The organism is Bacillus sp. HMA207, assembly GCF_003402455.1.
Classification (GTDB): Bacteria; Bacillota; Bacilli; order Bacillales; family Bacillaceae_G; genus Bacillus_A; species Bacillus_A cereus.
This window is the reverse complement of the sequence record NZ_BEZT01000001.1, coordinates 702,579-725,082: the sequence shown is the minus strand read 5'-3', so window position 1 is coordinate 725,082 and position 22,504 is coordinate 702,579. Positions and strand designations below refer to the sequence as shown.

Genomic DNA, 22,504 nt, shown 5'->3' with positions numbered 1-22,504 from the left:
TTCTAACAGTATATGCAAAATGAATAGCCTGTGCGATTCATACGATTTCACAAAAGGAGGTTTTCAATATGCTTTTTCGTAGCTACACCCCTCAGTTCTATAACGAAAACAAACAACTCATTCCTAATAGTATCGCTACGATAGAAAGCGTTATGATTAATAATCGAAAACAAACTCTCCTTATGCGTGGACAAAACGTAGAGCAACCTATTTTATTATGCTGTCACGGCGGACCTGGGATGGCACAAATCGGATTTATTCGCCATTTTCAAAAAGAATTAGAGAAGCAATTTATTGTTATTAATTGGGATCAGCGCGGGGCTGGTAAATCCTTTTCAATGAAAGATTTCGGAGCAAATTTCACAATCGAACAATTCGTTTCCGATGCAAAAGAAGTGATTCAATATGTACTTAAAAAGTTCAACAAACAAAAACTATTTCTCGCTGGTCATTCTTGGGGAAGTATTATTGGGCTTAACATAGCACATCAATATCCAAAGTATATCGAGGCTTACATCGGTATTGGGCAAATTGTACATATGAAACAAAATGAAGAATTGCTATATCAACATTTAATTCATTCTGCAAAAAAACATGATCATAAAAAAGCATTAGCTTCCCTTTTAAAATTAGGCAAACCACCATTTTTAGATACGAGACGTCTCATTATTCAAAGAAAGTGGCTTGGCACATTTGGAGGCGCAATCCAAAACGGATCTTCCTTTTCTTTCATACGAAAAGGTTTCTTTTCTCCTGAATATACGCTATTAGATTGGTTCAAGTTTCTCGCAGGAAATTTAAAATCTGGTGTTTTATGGGAAGAAATGCTGACAATCGATTTCTTTTCTTCTATTTCAAGTTTATCTATTCCAGTTTATTTTTGTTCTGGTCGCTATGATTATCAAACTCCTTATGCACTCGTTCAGGAATATTGCGATATTATTGAAGCGCCTATAAAAAAGATGATTTGGTTCCCAAATTCAGCACATTCTCCTGATTTAGAAGAACCAGAATTATTCGCTAATTCTTTACAATCAATTAAACAAGAGCTAGCTTTTCAGCATTAGTAACAAAAGGCTCTTTTACATTTCATAGAAAACATTTTATAATAATATGTCGCAAGCATGTATAAACATAGCAAAATGTTTCATATTTACTTGTCTTAACAGAATAAAAATTTAGGGAGATTACATTTATTATGAACGCTGTACTCGTCGCAGTAGCAATTATGCTATTGCTTAGTTTGTTACGTGTCCAGGTCATTGTCGCCATCATTGTTGGAGCTTTAACAGGCGGACTTATCGGCGGACTCGGTATTTCAGAAACGATTAACACTTTTACAACTGGTCTTGGAAACAGTGCTCCAATCGCTTTAAGTTATGCAATGCTTGGTGGTTTCGCTATTTCCCTTTCCAAAACAGGACTTCCAGATGCTATGATTCAAACTGCATTAAAATGGATTGGCCATGAACAAGACACGAAAAAACAAGTTTATTCTAAAATACTTATTTTATTCATTATTTTAACGATGGCTTGTTTCTCACAAAATGTGATTCCTGTTCACATTGCTTTCATCCCCATCTTAATTCCAGCACTTTTAAAAGTATTAAATGAGCTGAAAGTGGATCGCAGACTTGTCACATGTATTATTACATTTGGATTGATTACTCCTTATATGTGGATCCCTGCAGGATTCGGAAAAATTTATCATGACGTATTACAAACCAACGCTGCGCAAAGCGGCCTTACATTTGATGTCACACTTATTCCAAAAGCAATGACTATTCCAGCAATTGGTATGATTATTGGATTATGTGTAGCGGTATTCATTACGTACCGAAAACCTCGTACGTATGAAACAGAACAAATTCATACTACCGAAAATGAAATCGTTCCCTATACAAAACGTAGCATTACTTTCGGGTTATTATCTATCATTGCTACATTAACTGTTCAATTAACAACAGAATCAATGATTTTCGGTGCTTTAGCAGGTATTATCGTCTTATCAGTTAGTGGCAGTCTACCACTTAAAGAAGCAGATGCGATATTAACAAGCGGAATGCGTATGATGTCCTTTATTGGCTTTGTTATGATTGCTGCCGCTGGATTCGGCGCTGTTCTTCGAAAAACAGGACATGTTGAATCTCTGGTGCAAACGAGTGCACATATAATTGGAAATAACAAACCACTCGCTGCATTTCTTATGCTCGTTATTGGACTTCTCGTTACGATGGGAATTGGTTCATCCTTTTCAACCATCCCTATCTTAACAACCATTTTTGTACCTCTTTGCATTCAGCTTGGATTTAGTCCAATGGCCACAATTGCAATTATCGGTACAGCCGGAGCACTAGGTGACGCAGGATCTCCAGCATCGGATAGTACCCTTGGACCAACATCCGGTTTAAATGCTGATGGTCAGCACCATCATATATGGGATACATGTGTACCCACTTTTCTACATTACAATATACCGTTACTTATATTTGGCTTTATTGCCGCAATTACATTATAAAAAGGTGCGTATAAAACGCACCTTTTACTTTTTTATTTTTCCTTTTAATTGTTGAAAAGCTACTTTTCCGTTATCTTTGACATAGCTTTCAATTGTCGGTAGTGATGAACCTATCCATTCACACTCTATACTCCCATTCGGTCCAACAATTTTTAATTTATCTGGTATATGTATATTTAGAAATCTCGCTGACCGAATTAACTCAATAGCAATCTGATCACTTGAGGCTACAATTCCATCTATATACGGATTGTTTTGCAATAATGTAATAAATTGTTTATTTGTATACCCTTGTACACATTCTTCTCGATAAGAGATTCCTTCATCCCAAACAGCGTCTAAAAACCCTGCTATATGATCTTCCATTTCTTCACTTTCTTCTCCCTCACCGAAATATGCAAGAAAATGACACCCTTTCTCTTTTAATAAAGAAACAGCTCTCTGTCCACTTTCATAATAATTTCCATGTGATTGTTGCTCATCGATCACAACAAACGGAAATGGAATTTCTCCTACACTTTTAAAAACTGCTCTCGTCAAAATAACACCTGCAATGTTATTTTGCTTCAGCATATGTATGTATCTATCTTTATTCTCTATATTACAAATAATGATTTGATAGCCTTCTTTATATGCTATTTCCTCAATACAATGTAGCAAAGTGATGTTTGATTGGTTACATAAATTATCTACAAGTAATGCAATTATCGTTGAATTCTCTTTAAATAGTGGCTTCGCTGCACTGTTTGGCCTATAACGTAATTCTTCAATTGCTTCCTTTACTTGTTTTACTGTGTCCTCATGAACGTATCCTTTTTCATTAATAACTCGTGAAACGGTTGCGACTGAAACACCTGCCAATTTTGCAACATCACGTATAGTTGCCACATCGTCACCCCTTAATATGGTAATAGATTACAATTTTACGGTAACCTAAATTACACTATCCGTCAAGATTAATAACTCACATTTCTGAAAATTGTTACATCATTTCACTAAACGATACTCCAACTGAATTTCATGTAAAATTGGGATATTATCATATCCCATACGTGGAATTTCTTTCTTTATTTTTCGTGCCTCCTCTACCGCATTCACATATAAATTAGTCATTACAAAATTACGTTTTTGGTAAAATCGTAACGCATTCATATTATCATTTGTTGTAATAAGCAAAACCTGTCTGCACCGTTCTTCTTCTGCAACTTGTAATACACAATCCACAAGTTTCGTCCCTATTCCTTTTCTTTCTTCAAAGCTATCTAGCGATACAATTTCGCATATATTTCCGGTCACTTCATACGTTATAATTCCGATTATTCTGTCATCTGAGAGCGCAACAAATCCTGGCAACTCTTCTAACTGATGTCCCTTACCACGTGAAACCATCAATGAACTTCCCCAGTTCTCACACATAAACATTCGGATTGTTTCTTTCATCGCTGGCGTAATTTTTTGTATATGCAGCATTTCCTATTTCTCCCCTTTTATATCATTGTGATACAATATAAGTGTATCACATGTAACGGTATTTGGAGGATGAGGTAAAGTATGAAACGTTTTTTTGCAGCATTGTTTACTATACTAGGTGCAATAACTGCCCTTGGGATTTTCTTTACAAATAAAGTGATGTACTTAAAGAAAAAAACAGAGGAAGAAGTACTCGAAAGAGAAACGAAAAAACATTTTCGTATAGAGGATTTTGATGCTCTTCATAAAGAAGAAATTCATATCCCTTCACAATTCGGATACGACCTTCACGGATATTACATTCCTGCTGGTCATTCCACCAATAAGTTTATGGTTTTTTGCCACGGTGTAACTGTAAATAAAATAAACTCTGTAAAATATGCAAACTTATTCTTAAAAAGGGGATATAACGTCCTCATTTACGATCATCGTCGTCATGGTAAAACTGGCGGAAAAACAACAAGCTATGGATACTATGAAAAACATGATTTAAAATCCGTAGTTGACTGGCTAAAAAACCGTTTTGGCACCAATATTACACTTGGTATTCATGGTGAATCTATGGGAGCTGCAACACTTCTTCAATACGCAGGACTTGTAGAAGATGGTGCTGATTTCTATATTGCAGATTGTCCTTTCTCTGATTTTCACGGACAATTACAGCACCGTTTAAAGGTTGAATTCCATCTACCAAAATGGCCTTTATTACCTTTAGCAAACGCATTTTTAAAAGTTCGTGACGGTTATACAATTCGTGAAGTTTCACCAATCGACTGTATAAAAAACATTAACAATCCCGTTCTCTTTATTCATAGTAAAGATGACGACTATATTTTAGCTGATATGACAAAAGCGTTATATGAAGCGAAAGAAAATAATAAGCAGCTTTATATTGCAGAACACGGTGCACACGCTTGCTCTTATAACGAAAATAAAGAAGAGTACGAAGCAGCCGTCGATCAATTTTTAAACACATATGTGAAAGAAACAAAAAACAGGCTTGCATAAGCCTGTTTTTTATTGCGCTAAAACGTCTGTAACTTGTTCCATATTTTCAGAAATCCATTGCATTGCATCATCTAACGTTGGGAATTCTGTCGTTTGAAATGTTACTTCATCTTGAAGTAACCAAACATCCTTTGCCTCTTGCCCTACACCTGCAATGGACCAATGTAACAAACTATATGGATGATTATCATTCAAAAATGATGCCCACGTGCGCTCATTTGCAATGTTTCGTAATGTATGTAATTGTTTATCCATCTCTCGTCACCTTACTCTAGTCAGTTATGAAAACTATTATAACACTCTCTTCTTTCTCAAACAAAGTGCTCTTTTTATATTGTCAAGCACTTCCCTTGATTATATGATGAAATTAAGCGTTTGGGAAGGAGGGATAACGTTGGCAAAAGTACAAATTAAAGTAAATGATAATGGCTCTTTTCGCGTTACAGGGGACGTGGAATTAGTCGACTCACAAGGGAATGTATTCCCAGCAAAACCGGCATTTTCTTTATGCCGTTGTGGTTTATCAAAAAATATGCCTTATTGCGACGCTTCGCATAAAGGTAAATTCGAGTCTGTTGTTAGAGCACCAGAGGCAGAATAATTTTACATGTGACATGCACATTTTTTTGTGCATGTTTTTTCTTTTTAGCAACTCCGTTATATCCCTTCTCCTTACAACATTTCTAATACTTTTATTTCCATTCCAGCCTGCATATATTTTCACACAATTCTTCACATTCGAATATTTTTTACTAGCCTTTTATTTTTTTTGTGCTATAATTTGAGCAAACAGCATCCTTCGGGGTCGGGTGAAATTCCCAACCGGCGGTGATGAAGTGAAAACTTCTAAGTCCGTGACCCGTTTTCAACTCGAAAACGGTGGATCTAGTGAAACTCTAGGGCCGACAGTATAGTCTGGATGGGAGAAGGATATGTTTCTAGTTTTTTATATAGTGAATACACTTTTATTTCAGTATGCATATTTTTAAAGATTCATTTTGATTCTTTATATATGTTTAATTTTCTATACTTATTTTTTATACTGAAATAAAAAGAGACAACTAGCGTTTAAAAATTCGATATTTTGCTAGGTTTTTTCCTTATGCAGAAATATCAATTATCGTTAGGTTTCTTTCCTATGCTTTCGTATTCAAACTATATTTCTAGAAATCACGTCTCCCAAACCCCAAGGATATTAAATCCTTGGGGTTTTTTGATTTTTTTAGGAGAGGTGAAGAAAATGACAGATCAAGAATATATGAGGATTGCCCTGCAGTTAGCAGAAGGGACATCAGGACAAACAAGTCCAAATCCTATGGTTGGTGCTGTTGTTGTAAAAGATGGAAACATCGTTGGTATGGGGGCTCATTTACGAGCTGGTGAAGAACACGCAGAAGTTCATGCCCTTCAAATGGCTGGTCAGAACGCCAAAGACGCTACCGTTTATGTAACACTGGAACCGTGTAGCCACTTTGGAAAAACACCACCTTGTTGTGAATTGCTCATCGAAAAAGGAGTTAAGCGTGTTGTAATTGCTACTCTCGATTGTAATCCGCTCGTTTCTGGTAACGGAAAAAGAAGATTAGAGGAAGCTAGAATTGAAGTAACTACCGGTGTTCTTGAAGCAGAAGCAGTTTTATTAAATCGCTACTTTTTTCACTACATGAAAACGAAGCGCCCTTTTGTAACAATCAAAACAGCGATGAGCTTAGATGGAAAAACAGCAACTGTAACTGGTGAAAGTAAGTGGATTACAGGTGAAGAAGCACGTGCTGATGTTCACCAATATCGCCATACACATGATGCAATTCTTGTTGGAGTGAATACAGTTATAGCTGATAATCCTCATTTAACAACAAGAATTCCAAATGGTGGGAAACATCCTATTCGCGTTGTTTTAGATACCCATTTACGAACGCCACCATCTTCTCATGTTATAACAGATGGTTTAGCACCGACATGGATTATTGTCGGTAAGGATGTAAAGAAAGAGAAGATATCTTCTTATGAATCTAAAAATATAGCTATATTCCAAATGGAAACGAAGCATATAGAAATCGAGGACCTTCTTTCCTTTCTTGGAGAGAAACAAATTCTTTCTCTATTCGTTGAAGGTGGCCAATCGATTCATGCAAGTTTCTTAAAAACAAACAATTTTAATGAAATTGTAACCTATATAAGCCCGAAATTAATTGGTGGGAAAGATGCTCCTACTTTATTTGGAGGAAATGGTTTTTCAAAATTACAAGATGCGCTTTCCTTGAAAATTCAAGAGATGAAACAAATTGGTGATGATATAAAAATCGTTGCGAATGCCCGAAACGAGGTGACGAAATGTTTACAGGAATTGTAGAAGAATTAGGAACGATAGCAAACATGCAACAAAGCGGAGAAGCGATGAAATTAACGATTCATGCAAAGAAAATTTTATCAGATGTTCACTTAGGTGATAGTATCGCGGTTAACGGTATTTGCTTAACTGTAACAAACTTTACAACTACTTCATTTACAGTTGATGCAATGCCTGAAACGATGCAGTCGACATCACTTCGCATGCTTAAACCGCACTCTAAAGTAAATTTAGAGCGAGCAATGGCTGCAAACGGACGATTCGGTGGACATTTCGTTTCAGGACATATTGATGGAATCGGAACGATTTTAAATAAAAAACAACATTACAATGCCGTCTATTACAAAATAGCAATTTCTGATGACCTGCTGCGCTATTGTTTGCAGAAAGGGTCCATTGCTGTTGATGGAACGAGTTTAACGATATTTGATATAGACGAATCTTCCATAACGATTTCACTCATCCCGCACACAGTAAGCGAATCTGTCATTGGAGAAAAAAATGCCGGAGATATCGTAAACATTGAGTGTGACATGATTGGTAAATATATCGAACGCTTTATTACTAAACCTACAAAACGAGTAGGTTCAATGACCGAAAGCTTTTTACAAGAAAACGGATTTCTATAAGGGGGAAGCACAATGTTTCATCGTATTGAAGAAGCTCTAGAAGATTTAAAAAAAGGTAAAGTCGTTATCGTATGTGATGATGAAAACCGAGAAAATGAAGGCGATTTTATTGCTTTAGCAGAGTACATTACACCAGAAACAATTAATTTTATGATTACACATGGCCGTGGTCTCGTTTGTGTACCGATTACGGAAGGGTACGCAGAACGTCTACAATTAGAACCAATGGTATCTCATAATACAGATTCACATCATACTGCGTTTACAGTGAGCATTGACCATGTCTCTACAACAACAGGGATTAGCGCTCACGAACGTGCAACTACGATACAAGAATTGTTAAACCCCGCATCAAAAGGCGCTGATTTCAATCGACCTGGACATATCTTTCCATTAATTGCGAAAGAAGGCGGTGTCCTGCGTCGTGCAGGTCATACAGAAGCTGCTGTTGATTTAGCAAAGCTATGCGGTGCCGAACCAGCTGGAGTTATTTGCGAGATTATAAATGAGGACGGCACGATGGCACGTGTACCTGATTTAATAGAATGCGCAAAACAATTTGATATAAAAATGATTACAATAGAAGATTTAATTGCTTACCGCCGCCATCATGAAACACTTGTGACGAGAGAAGTGGAAATTACATTACCTACAGATTTCGGTACTTTCCACGCAATTGGCTATTCTAACTCATTAGATACGAAAGAACATATCGCACTTGTAAAAGGTGATATTTCAACAGGTGAACCGGTACTTGTGCGTGTTCATTCTGAATGCTTAACAGGAGATGTATTCGGTTCACATCGCTGCGATTGCGGACCACAACTCCATGCAGCACTTGCTCAAATTGAGCGTGAAGGAAAAGGTGTTCTTCTTTATATGAGGCAAGAAGGAAGAGGCATTGGGCTTCTTAATAAGCTTCGTGCTTATAAATTACAAGAAGAAGGATTCGATACTGTAGAAGCAAATGAAAAACTCGGCTTCCCTGCTGATCTTCGTGATTACGGTATCGGTGCTCAAATATTAAAAGATTTAGGTTTACAGAGTTTACGATTATTAACGAATAACCCAAGAAAAATTGCTGGCTTACAAGGTTACGATTTAGAAGTAATCGAGCGTGTACCGTTGCAAATGCCAGCAAAAGAAGAGAATAAATCGTATTTACAAACGAAAGTAAACAAATTAGGACACTTACTAAACTTATAATTAAAGGAGAGATTTATTATGGTATTCGAAGGTCATTTAGTTGGTACAGGATTAAAAGTTGGAGTTGTTGTTGGACGTTTTAACGAATTTATTACAAGTAAGTTACTTGGCGGCGCTTTAGACGGATTAAAGCGTCACGGTGTAGAAGAAAGTGATATTGATGTTGCTTGGGTTCCTGGTGCATTTGAAATTCCTTTAATCGCTAAAAAGATGGCTAGTAGCGGAAAGTATGATGCTGTTATTACATTAGGTACTGTAATCCGAGGTGCTACAACTCACTACGATTACGTTTGTAATGAAGTAGCAAAAGGTGTTGCGTCTTTATCACTACAAATGGACATCCCAGTTATTTTCGGCGTATTAACGACAGAAACAATTGAACAAGCGATTGAACGCGCAGGTACGAAAGCTGGTAATAAAGGATATGAATCAGCTGTTGCTGCAATTGAAATGGCTCACTTATCAAAACAATGGGCATAAAAAAAGAGGCTACGGCCTCTTTTTATTTTTTCACCTTTTTTTGTACATCTTTTATTAATTCATTCATCGTTTTTCCTTCTGTTTTTATATGAAGAGCTTGTGCTGTTCTCCATACATTCTCTCTTTTTTTTGCTTCTTCTATAATAGTAATTTCTTTTCTAACTTCCTTTAAATCTTTTCCTTCCGTTTTCAATCCAAAATGTTCAGCTTTCGTTCGAAAGTGTTGTTCGATTCTTTGTTGCATCTCTTTTTGTTCAGGATTTTCAGCAGCCTTAACTGGATCAGAACTTATTGCTTTTATTAAAATTAAACAAGTCATAATCGCTAATATGTATTTGTACATGTAAAATCCTCCAACCCAATATAAATTACATATTTACTATGTACAACTAGGGCTTGGAAAATTCGTCCACAAAAATTCTTTTTTTCGTTCAAAAACCAATAGTAACAGGCGTTCACAACTATTTATTACATTTTATTTACAAAAAAAGCAAACCCTTTTACAAGTTTGCTTTTTCATCTATCTTATAATGCACACTCTTCAATCTCAAATCCTAAATCTGCAATCATACCCCAGTCTGCAGTCGGCTCTTGTCCAGCTGTCGTTAAGTAGTCCCCGACAAAAATAGAATTTGCTGCAAATAAACCGATTGGCTGTACAGAACGTAAATTGATTTCACGCCCTCCTGAAATACGAATTTCTTTTGTTGGGTTTACAAAACGCATCATTGCCAGTACTTTTAAACATTCTACTGGCGTTAACTCTTTTTGCCCTTCAAGAGGTGTCCCCTTTACAGCAACAAGGAAATTACAAGGGATAGAATCTGCATCTATACGTTGTAATTCAAATGCAATTTCAGCACGCTCTTCAATTGTTTCTCCCATGCCAAAAATCGCTCCAGAGCATGGGGAAATGCCCGCTTGTTTTGCTTTTTGAACTGTATCAACACGATCATCATACGTATGAGTTGAACAAATACTATCGTAATTATTTGCATGTGTATTTAAGTTGTGGTTATAACGGTGCACGCCTGCTTCCGCTAAACGTCCTGCTTGATCTTCATTTAAGAAACCTAAACAACAACAAATCTTCAAGTCTGTCGTTTCACGAATTTCCTTAACTGCTCCAATTACGTGATTTACCTCTTTATCCGTCGGACGACGACCAGACGCTACAATACAATATGTACCTGCTTTACGGCGTATTGCTTCATGTGCCCCTTCTACAATCTTCTCCTGCGTTAACCATGCATATTTATCAATCGGTGCTTCTGAAATAATAGACTGTGAGCAATATCCACAATCTTCAGGACATAATCCAGATTTCGTATTAATAATCATATTCAATTTTACTTTCTTACCAAAGTGATGATGGCGAATAATGTAAGCTGCATTCATAATTTCTAAAACTTCTGTATCATCAGCTTCTAATATCGCTATTGCATCTTCTTTCGTAATCATTTTCTCTTCCACTACGTCGTATGCAAGTTTTTTCCAATCCCTTTTTGTTTGTACTTGTTTCATTTCATCTCTTCCCCTCTTTTGTTATATGTATAAATAAAGCATGATACGTTGCCATTATCCCTTCATTTCCCGTGAAGTCTCTTTCGTATATGCGTAGCATCGCACGAAAGAGTGAGGGACTTTGACAATATGATCCTTCATTGCTATTAGTTGCTCCTACTTTTCGAATAGAATGCAGAAACTCCTTAACTTCTGTAAAACTCTCTATGTAACATGTTTCAGAAACATGCACATCTCCTGTTTCTATCTTACATATATGAAGCAACTGATCTTTTGAATAAAAACGTTGACCAATCGATGTTTCATTTTTTATATTTCTTTCTTCTTTCGCACGTTGGAACGAAGCATGCAATTCTTGAAATGTTTCATGTCCAAACGTTGAAAAGAGTAATATCCCATCTATAGACAAATGTTGAAATAAATTTCTTAACACTTGTTGTAAATTATTTAACCATTGAAATGTAGCATTTGAAATAATGACATCATATGATTCTTTTAATCGTAATCGCTCAATATCTTCACAGTGAAACGTTACATTTTTTACATTTTGTCTAGTTTGCGCAATCGCAATCATACTTTCAGCAAAATCAACTGCTGTAATATGTGATTTCGGAAATAACTTTGATAATTGCTCTGTTACATACCCCGTCCCGCATCCTAGTTCTAAAATACGTATTGATGCCGTTTCACTATATCGTTCCTTTAAGATTGAAAGTAATGAATGTGCCATCTTTTTTTGTACATTTGCATATCGATCGTAAGATACGGCTGCCCCATTAAACCGTTTTTGTAGTAACGTTTTGTTGATCATGTCGTATCCCCTCTACAAATTGAATTATTTCATTTGCGCAATATTCAAAATTCGTCACACATAATGCATGCCCTGCTTCACTTACTACTTTCAGCTCGCTGCTGCTATTTTCCGTCATACTACGTGCCGCAGACAATGGGCATATTACATCCTGTTCTCCGTGAATAAGTAGTATAGGTACTTTAATTTCTTTTAGTTCTTCTCTCATATCTGTTTCTATTAAATAATCTAAACCTAGTTGTAAAGACTGAATAGAATCACCTTTAAAACGGTCTACAATGTCTTCAAAGTTTTTATTCTCTTTTAGCTCATCTTTCGTAAACATATTTTCATAAAACCGCTTGAGCGTATCTTCTTTCCTTCTCGCCAAATTCCTTTTCAGCCGTTCTACATGCAAAGCATTCCATCCGTTACTGTAATCGCTCGTATTTGTAAATTTAGCAGTACCACCAATTAATACGATGCCTTTTGCCTGAATCTTTTTATAAGCTTCAACTGCTGCTAACGCTCCTAGTGACCATCCAACCAATATTACGTTGTCATTATGCGCTACATCTATAATTCGTTCCGCAAATTCACTTCGTTCTTTCACATTACGCCAATCTATGCATTGAACAGAATATCCTTTAAAATACGGAAGTACTAAATCCCAAATATTCTCTTCCATTCCCCATCCGGGGATAAAAATAATCTTTAGCTCATTCATACGAAAAGCTCCTCTTCTTTCGCAATGTGGATAATTCGGTCAATAGCCCATTTTAAATCAGCTATTGTATGTTGCGATGTAACTGCAAAGCGAATTCGAGAACTATGAACCGGCACAGTTGGCGGACGAATTGCAATAGCCGCAATCCCTGCCCCTTGCAACCTTTTACTAAACCGTAAAGCATGTTCATTTGAACCGACTACAATCGGTACAATATGAGTTGAACTATTTCCAATATCAAAACCAGCATCCCTTAATTTAGTTCTGAAGTATTCTCCGTTTGCTATAAGGTTCTCTCTTCTTTCGTTATCTTCTTTTACAATTTCAATTGCTTTTTGCACTGCTCCTAACGTACTTGGTGGTAAGGCTGTAGTAAAAATAAAGCTTCTCATCATATTTTGTAAATACTCTATATAAATTTCATCACCTGTCAAATACGCACCATAACACCCTAAAGCCTTGCTAAACGTCCCCATATGTATATCAATTTTTTGAGAAAGATTTTTTTCTATATGAGATAACCCAGCTCCGCCGATTCCATATATTCCACTCGCATGTGCTTCATCGACTATAATGATTGCCCCGTATTTCTCTTTCAGCTGTACTAAATCTCTCAAATACGCAGTATCACCGTCCATACTAAAAACGGTATCTGTTACGATTAATTTCCTTTTTTCAGGCGAAGCCATTTTCAACAACTTCTCTAAATGATCCAAATCATTATGACGATACCTTTTATGCTCTGCCCCGCTTAATATGATTCCATCAACAATACTTGCGTGATTTAACTTATCACTAAAAACAATATCGTGCCGAGAGGCTAAAGAAGATATGGCACCTATATTTGCCGTATACCCACTATTTACAATTAAAGCTCTTTCAGTACCTTTCCAGTCACATATGCTTCTCTCAACCTCTTCATATAATAGATGATTTCCTACAACGAGACGAGAGGCAGTCGCTCCAGTTCCATATCTTTTTGTACAGGCAATAGCAGCTTCTTTTAACCTTTCATCTCCAGCTAACCCTAAATAATTATTTGACGCTAAATTTAACATCCTTTTTTTATCTCGAATAAGCCAAGTCTCTTCTGCCTTCTCTGTTACATGCAAATCACGATACTGCCCTTGCTCATGTAATTGTTGTAATTTACATTGAAGGTGCGCCCGCCACGTTTGATTCATTTTGGATAAACTCCTCTAATTTTGAAATCATAATATGTTCTTTTGCAGATTCTAATACTTCTTCTTTCGTAAACTCACCTGCAAAGAATGGTAATAATCCTAAAACTGGTACCCCGCTCAGCTCTTCAATCATCTCTTTATTTTCTTGCACTCTTTCCATTTCACATTCTTTGCAACCTGATAAAATGACACCCGCTACGGTTAAGCCATGCGCCTTTGCGTAAGCAATCGTTAACACTGTATGATTTACTGTTCCTAATGTAGGACGAGCTACTACAATAAGAGGCAACTGTAATTCTTTTGCAAAATCAATTACTAAAGCATCTTCTGTATATGGGACAGCAAGCCCACCTGCTCCTTCTACAAATAAGCTATTAAACTCTTTTAATAGTCCATTATAGTAATCAGTAATTTCTTTTAACTTTACTACTCTTCCAGCTCTTTTCATGGCAAGTCTCGGAGCAAGTGGTTCTTCAATAGAATAAGGGCAAATTTCATTTTCTTGTGTCGGTACACCTGATAATGATTTTAACCTTGCCGCATCTCCCTCAGGGTTTGATGCAACATGCCCACTTTGCAACGGTTTATATACCCCTACGTTATATCCTAATTCTCTAAATACACCTGCTATAGCACCTGCAACTACTGTTTTTCCAACTTCAGTATCAGTTGCTGTTATGAAAAAACCACTCATTATTCTCCCTCCGTAACATCCGAGATTGCCTTATATAAAATGCGTAACATATCATCAATCTCTTCAAAAGTAGAAGCAAGTGGCGGCATAAATACAATCGTGTTACCTAGCGGTCGTAAAATCATACCCAGCTCTCTTGAGCGTTTACATACTTGAACACCGACTCTCTCTGTCCAGTCAAACGCTTCTTTCGTTTCCTTATTCTTCACAAGCTCAATACCAACCATTAATCCGCACTGACGAATATCACCTACATGTTTATAAGCAAAGAGCTTTTCTAATTGCGCTGCCACATAATCCGTTTTACGTGCCACTTCTTCTATTAAATTTGTTTTTTCATATAGTTCTAGATTCGCGATTGCTACGGCACACCCTAACGGATTGCCTGTGTAGCTATGTCCATGGAAAAATGTTTTTTGTTCTTCATATTCTCCTAAGAAGGCATTATATATTTCATCTGTCGTTACCGTAACTGCAATTGGTAAATATCCACCTGTTAAACCTTTCCCAGCAGTTAAAATGTCTGGCGTCACATTTTCATGTTCACAAGCAAACATTTTCCCTGTACGCCCAAATCCAGTTGCTACCTCATCTGTAATAAATAATACATTGTACTTAGTACATAAATCGCGCAGTCCTTTTAAATATCCTTTTGGCATTGTAATCATCCCGCCAGCACCTTGCATTAATGGCTCTACAATGATGGCAGCTACTTCTTCATGCTTTTCTTTCAACAATTCTTCCATTTCTTCTAAATGGCTTTTTACAATTTCCTCCTTATTATTTCCGTAAGGAGAACGATATGTATATGGATACGGCATTTTAATCGCATCAAATAAGAGCGAACTATACACTTGGTGAAACAAGTCTATTGCTCCTACTGAAACAGCTCCAATTGTATCACCGTGATATGCTTCTTTTAATGTAACGAATCTTTGTTTCTTTGGTTTCCCTTTATGCTGCCAATATTGGAAAGCCATCTTAATTGCAATTTCAACAGCGGTAGAACCTGAATCAGAATAGAATACCTTCTTCAATCCATCTGGTACAACCTCAATAATTTTTTCTGCTAATAAAATAGATGGAACGTTAGCAAGTCCTAGCATAGTAGAATGAGCAATTTTATTTAATTGCTCACGAATTGCTTCATCTAATTCCGGTACTTGATGTCCGTGAACATTTAACCATATAGATGAAACACCATCCCAATATTCATTACCATTTACATCGTATAGCTTTCTTCCCTCTCCACGTTCAATAATGACAGGATCTTCTTCTAAATAATCTTTCATTTGTGTAAATGGGTGCCATACGTAAGCTTTATTTTTCTCTGCTAATTCTTCATATGTATAAGATGATTTTTCAATCGTTTTACTATTTATTGTCACAATTGTCACCCCTAATGTTAACTTGTTTACAAATAAAGTTAACATTAAATCTGAATGACTGTCAATTATTTTAAAATCAAATAGTTCTTAAAAAAGAACAACTTATCATACGATAAGTTGTTCTACTTTCCATGCTGTATCTTTCCAATTTCTAAAATAATTTCTTCATCTTTTTTTCCCTCTGTATTAATTCCAAGCTGCTTCGCATGCTCAATTAATAAATCATGACGCTGCTCAAATCTAGCCTTATTTACTTCTTTCGTAATTTCTTCTTTTGTTTTTCCATCACTAGAAACCCCTAGTTTCGTAGCTGCTTTCTCCATCGACTTCTTCTCTTCCGCTTCTTTCGCTTTCTTCACTTCTGACTGCTGTACTTGCTTTTGCTTCGCTTGCTCTGATTCAGCTGCAAAAGCTGTGTAAATGCCAGCACTTCCGCCAATGACTAGTAAGGTGGTAAAAAGAATTATTTTTTTCTTCACTCTTTCCTCCCCTTTCAAATTCATTATAACGCACATTTTTTAGTGTTAAAACCTATCTCCTTTATTTCCCTAAAAAAATATCACATATTTTTATTGACATGTATGATGAATATATGATAAAAATTTAACTAACATCATATGAATCGGCGTTGATAGGATTTAGTAGTATTTCGATTTCTGATTTCAGAGAGCTGGTGGTCGGTGCGAACCAGTACAGAGCGAATTATGAATTACCCCCTGGAGCTTCTTTTACGAAACGTAAGGAGTAGTGAAAGACGGTTATAGACCGTTATGTCTAAAGAGTGGTGAAACGAAACTGTTTCACAATTTAGGGTGGTACCGCGAATTTTTCGTCCCTGCATATATTGCAGGGGCGTTTTTATTTTATAAGCGCATATCATATGACCCTTTATTTTGTGATACATTCATTTCACAAGCTAGGGTGGTACCGCGATTTCTTCGTCCCTGCATAATTATATGCAGGGACGTTTTTTTATCCAATCATTTCCGTATCATATAGAAGGACTAACAATTACCGGTAATTTGTCACAAAATTCTAAATTTTAGAAGGAAATATACAATATTGGCGAATTTTATATAAAAAAGAGCTATTTCACATTACTTAGGAGGGGAAAACAATGGTTTCAAAAATTGAGTCTGTTCTTTTAACAATTTTTATCTTTTTCTGTATTGGTTTTAGTGTTATTCAATTAGAAGTTTCACCACACATCCCAATTTTATTTGGTATCGTTCTTTTATTAGCATTTGGATTCTTGAAGAAAATCTCTTGGTCTACTATGGAGAAAGGGATGATTAGTAGTATTTCAGCTGGCATTCCATCTATATTTATTTTCTTACTTGTAGGCGTATTAATTAGCGTTTGGATCGCAGCTGGAACTATTCCCACTTTAATGGTATACGGCTTCCAACTTGTATCTCCAAAAATTTTCGTTCCAACTGTTTTTGTTGTTTGTGCAATTGTTGGAACGAGTATCGGTAGTGCATTTACAACTGCTGCAACTGTAGGACTTGCCTTTATGGGAATGGGTACTGCCCTTGGATACGATCCAGCTCTTATTGCTGGTGCAATTATTTCTGGTGCATTCTTCGGAGATAAAATGTCTCCTTTATCTGATACAACAAACTTAGCGCCTGCTGTAACAGGTGTAGATTTATTTGAACATATTCGTAACATGCTTTGGACAACAGTGCCAGCTTTCATTATTGCTTTTATCGCATTTTTCATTTTAGGAAGCGGATCTGGTGGAAACGTTGATTTCTCAGCATTTATTAACACACTAGAAAAAAATGCAACGATTTCTATCGTTACACTGATTCCTATTTTATTACTGTTCCTATTCGCATTTAAAAAGGTACCCGCAGTTCCAACATTACTTGCAGGAATTGTGGTAGGGATTATTATTCTCTTTATTTTTAAACCTAGCACTTCTTTAGCTGATTTAATAAAAATTATGCAAGACGGTTACGTTTCTAAAACTGGTATCAAAGACATTGACAGCTTATTATCTCGCGGTGGCCTGCAAAGTATGATGATGTCAATTGCTCTTATTTTCCTAGCTCTTTGTATGGGAGGATTATTACAAGGAATGGGTATTATAGCGCAGCTGATGAATATTATCTCTAGCTTCGTAAAAACTAGTACACGCTTAATTATTTCTACTGCTTCAACTGCAATTGGTGTAAACTTCTTACTTGGTGAGCAATACTTATCTATCGTTTTAACAGGACAAGCATTCGCTAATAAATACGATGAAGTCGGTTTAGAACGTCGTAATTTATCACGAGTATTAGAAGATGCTGGTACAGTAATTAATCCACTCGTACCATGGGGTGTCAGTGGCGTATTCTTAACAAACGTTCTTAGCGTTCCAACATTCGATTACTTGCCATACGCAATCTTCTGTTTAGCGTGTCCAGTCGTAACCATTATCGTCGGCTTTACTGGATTCGGTCTTTCATGGAAAAAAGAAAAAGCAGTACCAGTTTCATAATATAACAAAAAGGATTACCAAATCGGTAATCCTTTTTATATTTCTCGACTATCTATTCGCTTTCTTTCTTCTAAATAACATAAGTAATCCCGCTCCAACAAACGCAAGACCAGCTCCAATTGTAGAAGCAATACTTGCACCTGTTTTCGGTAAATCACGTTCATCTTTTTCAGCTTCTTTATTTTCACTTACAGTTGTTGTTGTTTCTTTTGTATTTTGATCATCTGTTGTAGTTTGTCCAGATCCAGTATTGTTTCCATCTTGCTTTGGTTCATTACCATTATTACCTTCTTCTGTTGGTGGTGTTGGGTTTTCTCCATTACCTGTTGGCGGTGTCGTCGGATTTTCTCCACCACCTGTTGGCGGTGTCGTTGGATTTTCTCCACCAGTTTCTTTATCATCATTCTTCTTCGTTATATCAATTGCATATTTAGCAAATTCATTTTCAGATGGTCCAACATATGATATCTTCCCATCTTTCTTTATATAATTTTGTGCATTTGGTGAAGAATCAAATGTTGTAATTAACTTATCTGCAACAATCGGTTTAAATGTCCAATTTTTATCTGCTGTCGGATTAATAACCGGTGTTTCTTGCATATATTTCACTATGATTTGACGTGTTTCATCTTGTGATTGGTAAATAACTTCTCCTTCACTTACACCAGGGAACGTTTTACTGCTACCGCGATAATTATTTGTAGCAACGATGAACTCTTGATTGTCAGCTACTGGCTTACCTTCATATGTCATATTTACAATACGATTAGCATTTGCATTTACAACTTTTCCATCTTTATCGTATTTCGCCGGTTGTGTTACATCAATTTCGTATTTTAAGCCATCTAAAATATCGAAGTTATATGTAGGATAGCCTATATTTACTAACGGCTGTTCTTCTGTTTTCGTTGGATCAATTTGATTAAACTGACCTGCAGACATTTCAAGCCATTCTTTCACTTGTGCCCCATTTACTTTTACAGCATATAACGTATTTGGATACACGTATAAATCTGCAACGTTTTTAATTGCTAACGTTCCAGCTGGAATATCCGTATAATATGTAGCACCGTTTCGGCCACCTGCTTTAAATGGTGCACCTGCAGATAAAACCGGAATATCTTTAATCTTTTCGTACTCTGGTTTTTTAAGTTCTTGTTCTACATACCATTTTTGCGCATTTGTCACAATTTGTACGGAAGGATCATCTTGTACTAATGAAAAATAACTATTAATTGGTGCTTTCGTTTCACCTACAGGTGTATTTACATAGTCGATTGTCGCTTGATGCTCATCTTTAATTTCATTAACTAATTTTTGATCAGATTCTACTAATGGGGTACCTTTACTATTAGCAATCGGACGAAGTTGCGGCTTAGATTGATCTTTTTGTACTTCCCATTTTCCGTTTACCTTTTTCAATTGCATATCAATAATACCTAAGTTACTACCAAAAACACCAGGCATTACAACCGGAACACCATTAAATACGTCCTTCACTTCAGTATGTGAATGTCCCATTAATACTGCATCTACGCCAGGAACTTGTGTTGCTAAATGATATGATGCATTTTCCATTTTATTCGCTTCTTTATATTCGCTCTTATCGACCCCTGAATGAGCCAATGCAACGATAATATCTGCACCCTCATCTTGCATTTTCTTCACCATTATTCTTGCTGTTGCGACGATGTCTTTCGCTTTTACTTTTCCTTCTAAGTTCGCTTTATCCCAGTTCATGATTTGTGGTGGAACAAATCCCATTACACCAATTTTCACTATTTGTTTTTGGCCTGCTTCATCCACTACTTCTTTCTTTAAAATATGATATGGTTTAAAATAATTTTCATCGTTCTCTTCCTTATCATCATGGTCATCTTTATATACATTCGAGTTAATAACCGGGAAATCCGTTTTTTCAATCACTTTGTTTAAATAATCTAAGCCGTAGTTAAATTCATGATTCCCAAGAGAGATGACGTCATACTTCATTAAATTCATTACACGATATAATGGATGTGTATAACTAGGATCCACAGGATTCTTCGGATCTTTTATTTTATTTGCTACATAATCTCCAAGCGGTGTCCCTTGTAATGCATCTCCATCATCAAATAGGACAGAGTTTTTCGCTTCTTCACGCGCTTTATTAACGAGTGTTGCAGTTTGCACGAGACCTACTTTATTATCTGTTTTCGTTTGATAATAATCGTAATTCATTAAGTTAACGTGAATATCTGATGTTTCTAGAATTCGTAAGTTAACTGTACTCTCCCCAGTGTTCTCATCTGCATGAGCTGTTGTTGGCATTACTTGCGGTGCTATAACACCAATCGCAAGAGTTGCTCCAGCTAGCATTTTTTTTGACTTTTTCACAAAAAATCCCCCTTATACAATTACCAGAAATAATGAAATGAATCCCTATCTGTCTCTAACCACATACCTTTTTTCTTCTATTAGAGACACAATTTTCATTTCACCCTGCGCTAACGAGTAGTCCCCTTAAACGCCCGATTGATGAAGACTATTAATTAATAGGAAATAAAGCTCCCACTCATTAAAGTTTCACCTTATCTGACATTATCATATATAAAGTTCTTTCCTATCGTCAATATTTTTTGACAAACTTCAACAAATTTTCTGTAAAGTTATTATAAACTTTTCATAAACATATAATATGCCCTTACATTGCTAATACTGCTGAATATGATACAATTACCAATTACAAGGAGGATGAATTTATGAAAAAAGTCATCTTAACAATTGTTTGTCTCCTCCTTCTGATCATTTCTTATTCTTATTTTGAAAAGAACGACGAGACAAAACAAAATGAATCTGAAGAAAAAACAGAAAAAACATCTGCCCCAAATTGGATTGATAAGCAAACAAACGAATCTTTTTATCATCTTGTATTAGGTGATTCACTCGCTAAAGGATATGGATCGACACAAGGTGGATTTGCCGAATTAGCTTCTAAGCAAATAGAAGCACAAATTCATAAACCAATTACAGTAGAAAACCTTGGGGTAAACGGTCTTACAACAGATCGTCTCGCTAAAAAAGTTCAATCAGAAGATGTAAAGGAAAAAATTAGAGCAGCAAATATAATTACAATTAATATTGGAGGAAATAATTTATTTCGTTTAAATCGTGATGTTGGTGTTATAGATGGTATAAAAATGTTAAATAAAGAAAAAGCCCATTTTGAAGCGGATATAAAAAGTATTGTAAAGACAGTTCGAGATCAAAATCCGGACGCTTTACTCATTCTCTCAGAACTCTATAACCCGTTACAACTCGATGACTCCATCGCAAGTTATGCAGATATGTTTTTAGATGGCTGGAATGAATCTGTTTATTCCATTTCCAAAGCAAATCAACCATCTATCGTTTTACCAATTCGCAAATTAATATCGAATGATAAAAAAGAGTTATTATTTGACCAAGTACACCCAAATGATAACGGCTATGCAATTATTGCCAATACATTTACAAAGCAAGTGTTATCCTACAAATATTAAAGCGACCATGAAACAATTCTATTTTTATAACATGTCTTTTTTGTTACAATGATAGTGGAAGGGGGCCTTTATATGGAATCACGCGAGTGGGAACGTATTGTTGATCATCTTCTTTCGCTAGTGCCTCTTTTTTATCGCAAATTTATGCTTCCTGGAGAATTTTCTTCTCAAAGACATATGCCGCCATCACATACACAAGTATTACTGCTTTTGCATGAAAACGGCACATTAGCAGTTTCCGAAATCGGCAAGCGGCTAGCGATTTCACGGCCTAACATGACACCTCTATTAAACAAACTTATTCAAGAAGAACTAATAGAGCGTCATTATAGCGAAAAAGATCGACGGGTCATTTTAATTTCCCTAACAGCTGAAGGGAAATTATTAGTAAATCAGTATCAGCAATTCATTTTAGACAAACTAAAAGAAAATTTCCAAACATTATCTGAGGAAGAGCGCGAAAAGCTCATTCATTCTCTTCAAACCATTCAAAATTTAATTTTGAAAACAAACGTATAAAGCTG

Annotated in this window: 23 protein-coding genes, 1 riboswitch and 1 other annotated feature; of the genes, 11 read left to right on the top strand and 12 right to left on the bottom strand. The window is 36.1% G+C overall.

Annotated elements, in window-relative coordinates:
• The first annotated feature begins 68 nt into the window (after positions 1-68).
• Together HMAS_RS03990 and HMAS_RS03985 are read left to right on the top strand one after the other, a co-directional pair.
• Positions 69-1,067 (top strand): alpha/beta fold hydrolase, encoded by a 999-nt coding sequence (locus HMAS_RS03990; RefSeq protein ID WP_000898970.1) that lies wholly within the window; start codon positions 69-71, stop codon positions 1,065-1,067.
• 131 nt (positions 1,068-1,198) lie between these two features.
• Entirely contained in the window at positions 1,199-2,518 is a 1,320-nt protein-coding gene (locus HMAS_RS03985) for a Na+/H+ antiporter family protein (RefSeq protein ID WP_025709122.1), read from the top strand.
• A 24-nt stretch (positions 2,519-2,542) separates the two neighbouring features.
• Here the strand turns inward: HMAS_RS03985 and HMAS_RS03980 are convergent, their stop codons facing one another.
• Together HMAS_RS03980 and HMAS_RS03975 are read right to left on the bottom strand one after the other, a co-directional pair.
• Positions 2,543-3,406, bottom strand: coding sequence for a LacI family DNA-binding transcriptional regulator (locus HMAS_RS03980; RefSeq protein WP_000201346.1), 864 nt, complete (start codon positions 3,404-3,406; stop codon positions 2,543-2,545).
• A gap of 99 nt (positions 3,407-3,505) precedes the next feature.
• Positions 3,506-3,988: a GNAT family N-acetyltransferase gene (locus tag HMAS_RS03975; RefSeq protein WP_070179483.1), complete on the bottom strand. Its 483-nt coding sequence runs from the start codon at positions 3,986-3,988 to the stop codon at positions 3,506-3,508.
• An 81-nt stretch (positions 3,989-4,069) separates the two neighbouring features.
• Here HMAS_RS03975 and HMAS_RS03970 point away from each other — a divergent pair, with 81 nt between their 5' ends.
• Positions 4,070-4,996, top strand: a complete 927-nt coding sequence (locus HMAS_RS03970) for an alpha/beta hydrolase (protein WP_000819234.1) — start codon at positions 4,070-4,072, stop codon at positions 4,994-4,996.
• A gap of 9 nt (positions 4,997-5,005) precedes the next feature.
• On the opposite strand, the gene HMAS_RS03965 is transcribed toward HMAS_RS03970, so the two are convergent.
• Positions 5,006-5,251 carry a DUF2552 family protein gene (locus tag HMAS_RS03965; RefSeq protein WP_000360793.1) on the bottom strand — a complete coding sequence of 82 codons (246 nt, stop codon included), beginning with the start codon at positions 5,249-5,251 and terminating at the stop codon, positions 5,006-5,008.
• A 139-nt stretch (positions 5,252-5,390) separates the two neighbouring features.
• Here HMAS_RS03965 and HMAS_RS03960 point away from each other — a divergent pair, with 139 nt between their 5' ends.
• The 5 genes from HMAS_RS03960 (at position 5,391) to ribH (ending at position 9,661) form a co-directional block, all read left to right on the top strand.
• On the top strand, positions 5,391-5,597 hold the full coding sequence (locus HMAS_RS03960; protein ID WP_001151582.1) for a CDGSH iron-sulfur domain-containing protein: 207 nt from the start codon (positions 5,391-5,393) through the stop codon (positions 5,595-5,597).
• A gap of 190 nt (positions 5,598-5,787) precedes the next feature.
• Positions 5,788-5,931: riboswitch (FMN riboswitch) on the top strand.
• 305 nt (positions 5,932-6,236) lie between these two features.
• Positions 6,237-7,349: a bifunctional diaminohydroxyphosphoribosylaminopyrimidine deaminase/5-amino-6-(5-phosphoribosylamino)uracil reductase RibD gene (ribD, locus tag HMAS_RS03955; RefSeq protein ID WP_000131988.1), complete on the top strand. Its 1,113-nt coding sequence runs from the start codon at positions 6,237-6,239 to the stop codon at positions 7,347-7,349.
• Positions 7,331-7,975: a riboflavin synthase subunit alpha gene (ribE, locus tag HMAS_RS03950; RefSeq protein ID WP_000493900.1), complete on the top strand. Its 645-nt coding sequence runs from the start codon at positions 7,331-7,333 to the stop codon at positions 7,973-7,975. Before ribD ends, ribE begins: the two co-directional genes overlap by 19 nt.
• Positions 7,976-7,987: 12 nt before the next feature.
• Complete coding sequence (gene ribBA / locus HMAS_RS03945) at positions 7,988-9,181, top strand: bifunctional 3,4-dihydroxy-2-butanone 4-phosphate synthase/GTP cyclohydrolase II (RefSeq protein WP_000468975.1); 1,194 nt, start codon at positions 7,988-7,990, stop codon at positions 9,179-9,181.
• An 18-nt stretch (positions 9,182-9,199) separates the two neighbouring features.
• Positions 9,200-9,661, top strand: coding sequence for a 6,7-dimethyl-8-ribityllumazine synthase (gene ribH / locus HMAS_RS03940; protein ID WP_000230899.1), 462 nt, complete (start codon positions 9,200-9,202; stop codon positions 9,659-9,661).
• Between the two features lie 22 nt (positions 9,662-9,683).
• Here the strand turns inward: ribH and HMAS_RS03935 are convergent, their stop codons facing one another.
• From HMAS_RS03935 to HMAS_RS03900, 8 genes are all read right to left on the bottom strand, one after another.
• Positions 9,684-10,004 (bottom strand): hypothetical protein, encoded by a 321-nt coding sequence (locus HMAS_RS03935; protein ID WP_000280032.1) that lies wholly within the window; start codon positions 10,002-10,004, stop codon positions 9,684-9,686.
• 182 nt (positions 10,005-10,186) lie between these two features.
• Positions 10,187-11,185, bottom strand: coding sequence for a biotin synthase (gene bioB / locus HMAS_RS03930; protein ID WP_000815856.1), 999 nt, complete (start codon positions 11,183-11,185; stop codon positions 10,187-10,189).
• A gap of 1 nt (position 11,186) precedes the next feature.
• Positions 11,187-11,996 (bottom strand): malonyl-ACP O-methyltransferase BioC, encoded by an 810-nt coding sequence (gene bioC / locus HMAS_RS03925; protein ID WP_098955563.1) that lies wholly within the window; start codon positions 11,994-11,996, stop codon positions 11,187-11,189.
• Positions 11,962-12,702, bottom strand: coding sequence for an alpha/beta fold hydrolase (locus HMAS_RS03920; protein ID WP_001004172.1), 741 nt, complete (start codon positions 12,700-12,702; stop codon positions 11,962-11,964). Before HMAS_RS03920 ends, bioC begins: the two co-directional genes overlap by 35 nt.
• A complete protein-coding gene (gene bioF / locus HMAS_RS03915; RefSeq protein ID WP_001077286.1) occupies positions 12,699-13,886 on the bottom strand; it encodes an 8-amino-7-oxononanoate synthase in 1,188 nt (395 codons plus the stop codon). Before bioF ends, HMAS_RS03920 begins: the two co-directional genes overlap by 4 nt.
• Positions 13,852-14,580: a dethiobiotin synthase gene (gene bioD, locus HMAS_RS03910; RefSeq protein ID WP_000012476.1), complete on the bottom strand. Its 729-nt coding sequence runs from the start codon at positions 14,578-14,580 to the stop codon at positions 13,852-13,854. The genes bioF and bioD overlap by 35 nt, the downstream gene beginning before the upstream one ends.
• Positions 14,580-16,013, bottom strand: coding sequence for an adenosylmethionine--8-amino-7-oxononanoate transaminase (gene bioA, locus HMAS_RS03905; protein ID WP_044307303.1), 1,434 nt, complete (start codon positions 16,011-16,013; stop codon positions 14,580-14,582). Before bioA ends, bioD begins: the two co-directional genes overlap by 1 nt.
• A 77-nt stretch (positions 16,014-16,090) precedes the next feature.
• On the bottom strand, positions 16,091-16,447 hold the full coding sequence (locus HMAS_RS03900; protein ID WP_000726896.1) for a hypothetical protein: 357 nt from the start codon (positions 16,445-16,447) through the stop codon (positions 16,091-16,093).
• 140 nt (positions 16,448-16,587) lie between these two features.
• Positions 16,588-16,808, top strand: a binding site (T-box leader).
• A 277-nt stretch (positions 16,809-17,085) separates the two neighbouring features.
• Here HMAS_RS03900 and nhaC point away from each other — a divergent pair.
• Positions 17,086-18,459: a Na+/H+ antiporter NhaC gene (nhaC, locus tag HMAS_RS03890; protein WP_000253730.1), complete on the top strand. Its 1,374-nt coding sequence runs from the start codon at positions 17,086-17,088 to the stop codon at positions 18,457-18,459.
• Between the two features lie 48 nt (positions 18,460-18,507).
• Here nhaC and cpdB read toward each other — a convergent pair whose 3' ends face one another.
• The gene (gene cpdB, locus HMAS_RS03885) at positions 18,508-20,835 is read right to left on the bottom strand and encodes a bifunctional 2',3'-cyclic-nucleotide 2'-phosphodiesterase/3'-nucleotidase (protein ID WP_025709123.1); all 2,328 of its coding nucleotides are present in this window, start codon (positions 20,833-20,835) and stop codon (positions 18,508-18,510) included.
• 365 nt (positions 20,836-21,200) lie between these two features.
• On the opposite strand from cpdB, the gene HMAS_RS03880 reads away from it, so the two are divergent.
• On the top strand, positions 21,201-21,980 hold the full coding sequence (locus HMAS_RS03880; RefSeq protein WP_000755850.1) for a GDSL-type esterase/lipase family protein: 780 nt from the start codon (positions 21,201-21,203) through the stop codon (positions 21,978-21,980).
• Between the two features lie 72 nt (positions 21,981-22,052).
• The gene (locus HMAS_RS03875; RefSeq protein WP_000445819.1) at positions 22,053-22,499 is read left to right on the top strand and encodes a MarR family winged helix-turn-helix transcriptional regulator; all 447 of its coding nucleotides are present in this window, start codon (positions 22,053-22,055) and stop codon (positions 22,497-22,499) included.
• Positions 22,500-22,504: the final 5 nt, after the last annotated feature.

Bases quoted from the DNA above. Each gene is read 5' to 3' on its own strand.
- ribE (WP_000493900.1), top strand. From the start codon at position 7,331: ATGTTTACAGGAATTGTAGAAGAATTAGGAACGATAGCAAACATGCAA.
- ribH (WP_000230899.1), top strand. From the start codon at position 9,200: ATGGTATTCGAAGGTCATTTAGTTGGTACAGGATTAAAAGTTGGAGTT.
- HMAS_RS03875 (WP_000445819.1), top strand. From the start codon at position 22,053: ATGGAATCACGCGAGTGGGAACGTATTGTTGATCATCTTCTTTCGCTA.
- bioD (WP_000012476.1), bottom strand. From the start codon at position 14,580: ATGAGTGGTTTTTTCATAACAGCAACTGATACTGAAGTTGGAAAAACA.
- HMAS_RS03985 (WP_025709122.1), top strand. From the start codon at position 1,199: ATGAACGCTGTACTCGTCGCAGTAGCAATTATGCTATTGCTTAGTTTG.
- HMAS_RS03935 (WP_000280032.1), bottom strand. From the start codon at position 10,004: ATGTACAAATACATATTAGCGATTATGACTTGTTTAATTTTAATAAAA.
- HMAS_RS03965 (WP_000360793.1), bottom strand. From the start codon at position 5,251: ATGGATAAACAATTACATACATTACGAAACATTGCAAATGAGCGCACG.
- HMAS_RS03920 (WP_001004172.1), bottom strand. From the start codon at position 12,702: ATGAATGAGCTAAAGATTATTTTTATCCCCGGATGGGGAATGGAAGAG.
- HMAS_RS03990 (WP_000898970.1), top strand. From the start codon at position 69: ATGCTTTTTCGTAGCTACACCCCTCAGTTCTATAACGAAAACAAACAA.
- nhaC (WP_000253730.1), top strand. From the start codon at position 17,086: ATGGTTTCAAAAATTGAGTCTGTTCTTTTAACAATTTTTATCTTTTTC.
- HMAS_RS03880 (WP_000755850.1), top strand. From the start codon at position 21,201: ATGAAAAAAGTCATCTTAACAATTGTTTGTCTCCTCCTTCTGATCATT.
- ribBA (WP_000468975.1), top strand. From the start codon at position 7,988: ATGTTTCATCGTATTGAAGAAGCTCTAGAAGATTTAAAAAAAGGTAAA.
- HMAS_RS03970 (WP_000819234.1), top strand. From the start codon at position 4,070: ATGAAACGTTTTTTTGCAGCATTGTTTACTATACTAGGTGCAATAACT.
- bioC (WP_098955563.1), bottom strand. From the start codon at position 11,996: ATGATCAACAAAACGTTACTACAAAAACGGTTTAATGGGGCAGCCGTA.
- HMAS_RS03975 (WP_070179483.1), bottom strand. From the start codon at position 3,988: ATGCTGCATATACAAAAAATTACGCCAGCGATGAAAGAAACAATCCGA.
- bioF (WP_001077286.1), bottom strand. From the start codon at position 13,886: ATGAATCAAACGTGGCGGGCGCACCTTCAATGTAAATTACAACAATTA.
- bioB (WP_000815856.1), bottom strand. From the start codon at position 11,185: ATGAAACAAGTACAAACAAAAAGGGATTGGAAAAAACTTGCATACGAC.
- ribD (WP_000131988.1), top strand. From the start codon at position 6,237: ATGACAGATCAAGAATATATGAGGATTGCCCTGCAGTTAGCAGAAGGG.
- bioA (WP_044307303.1), bottom strand. From the start codon at position 16,013: ATGTTAACTTTATTTGTAAACAAGTTAACATTAGGGGTGACAATTGTG.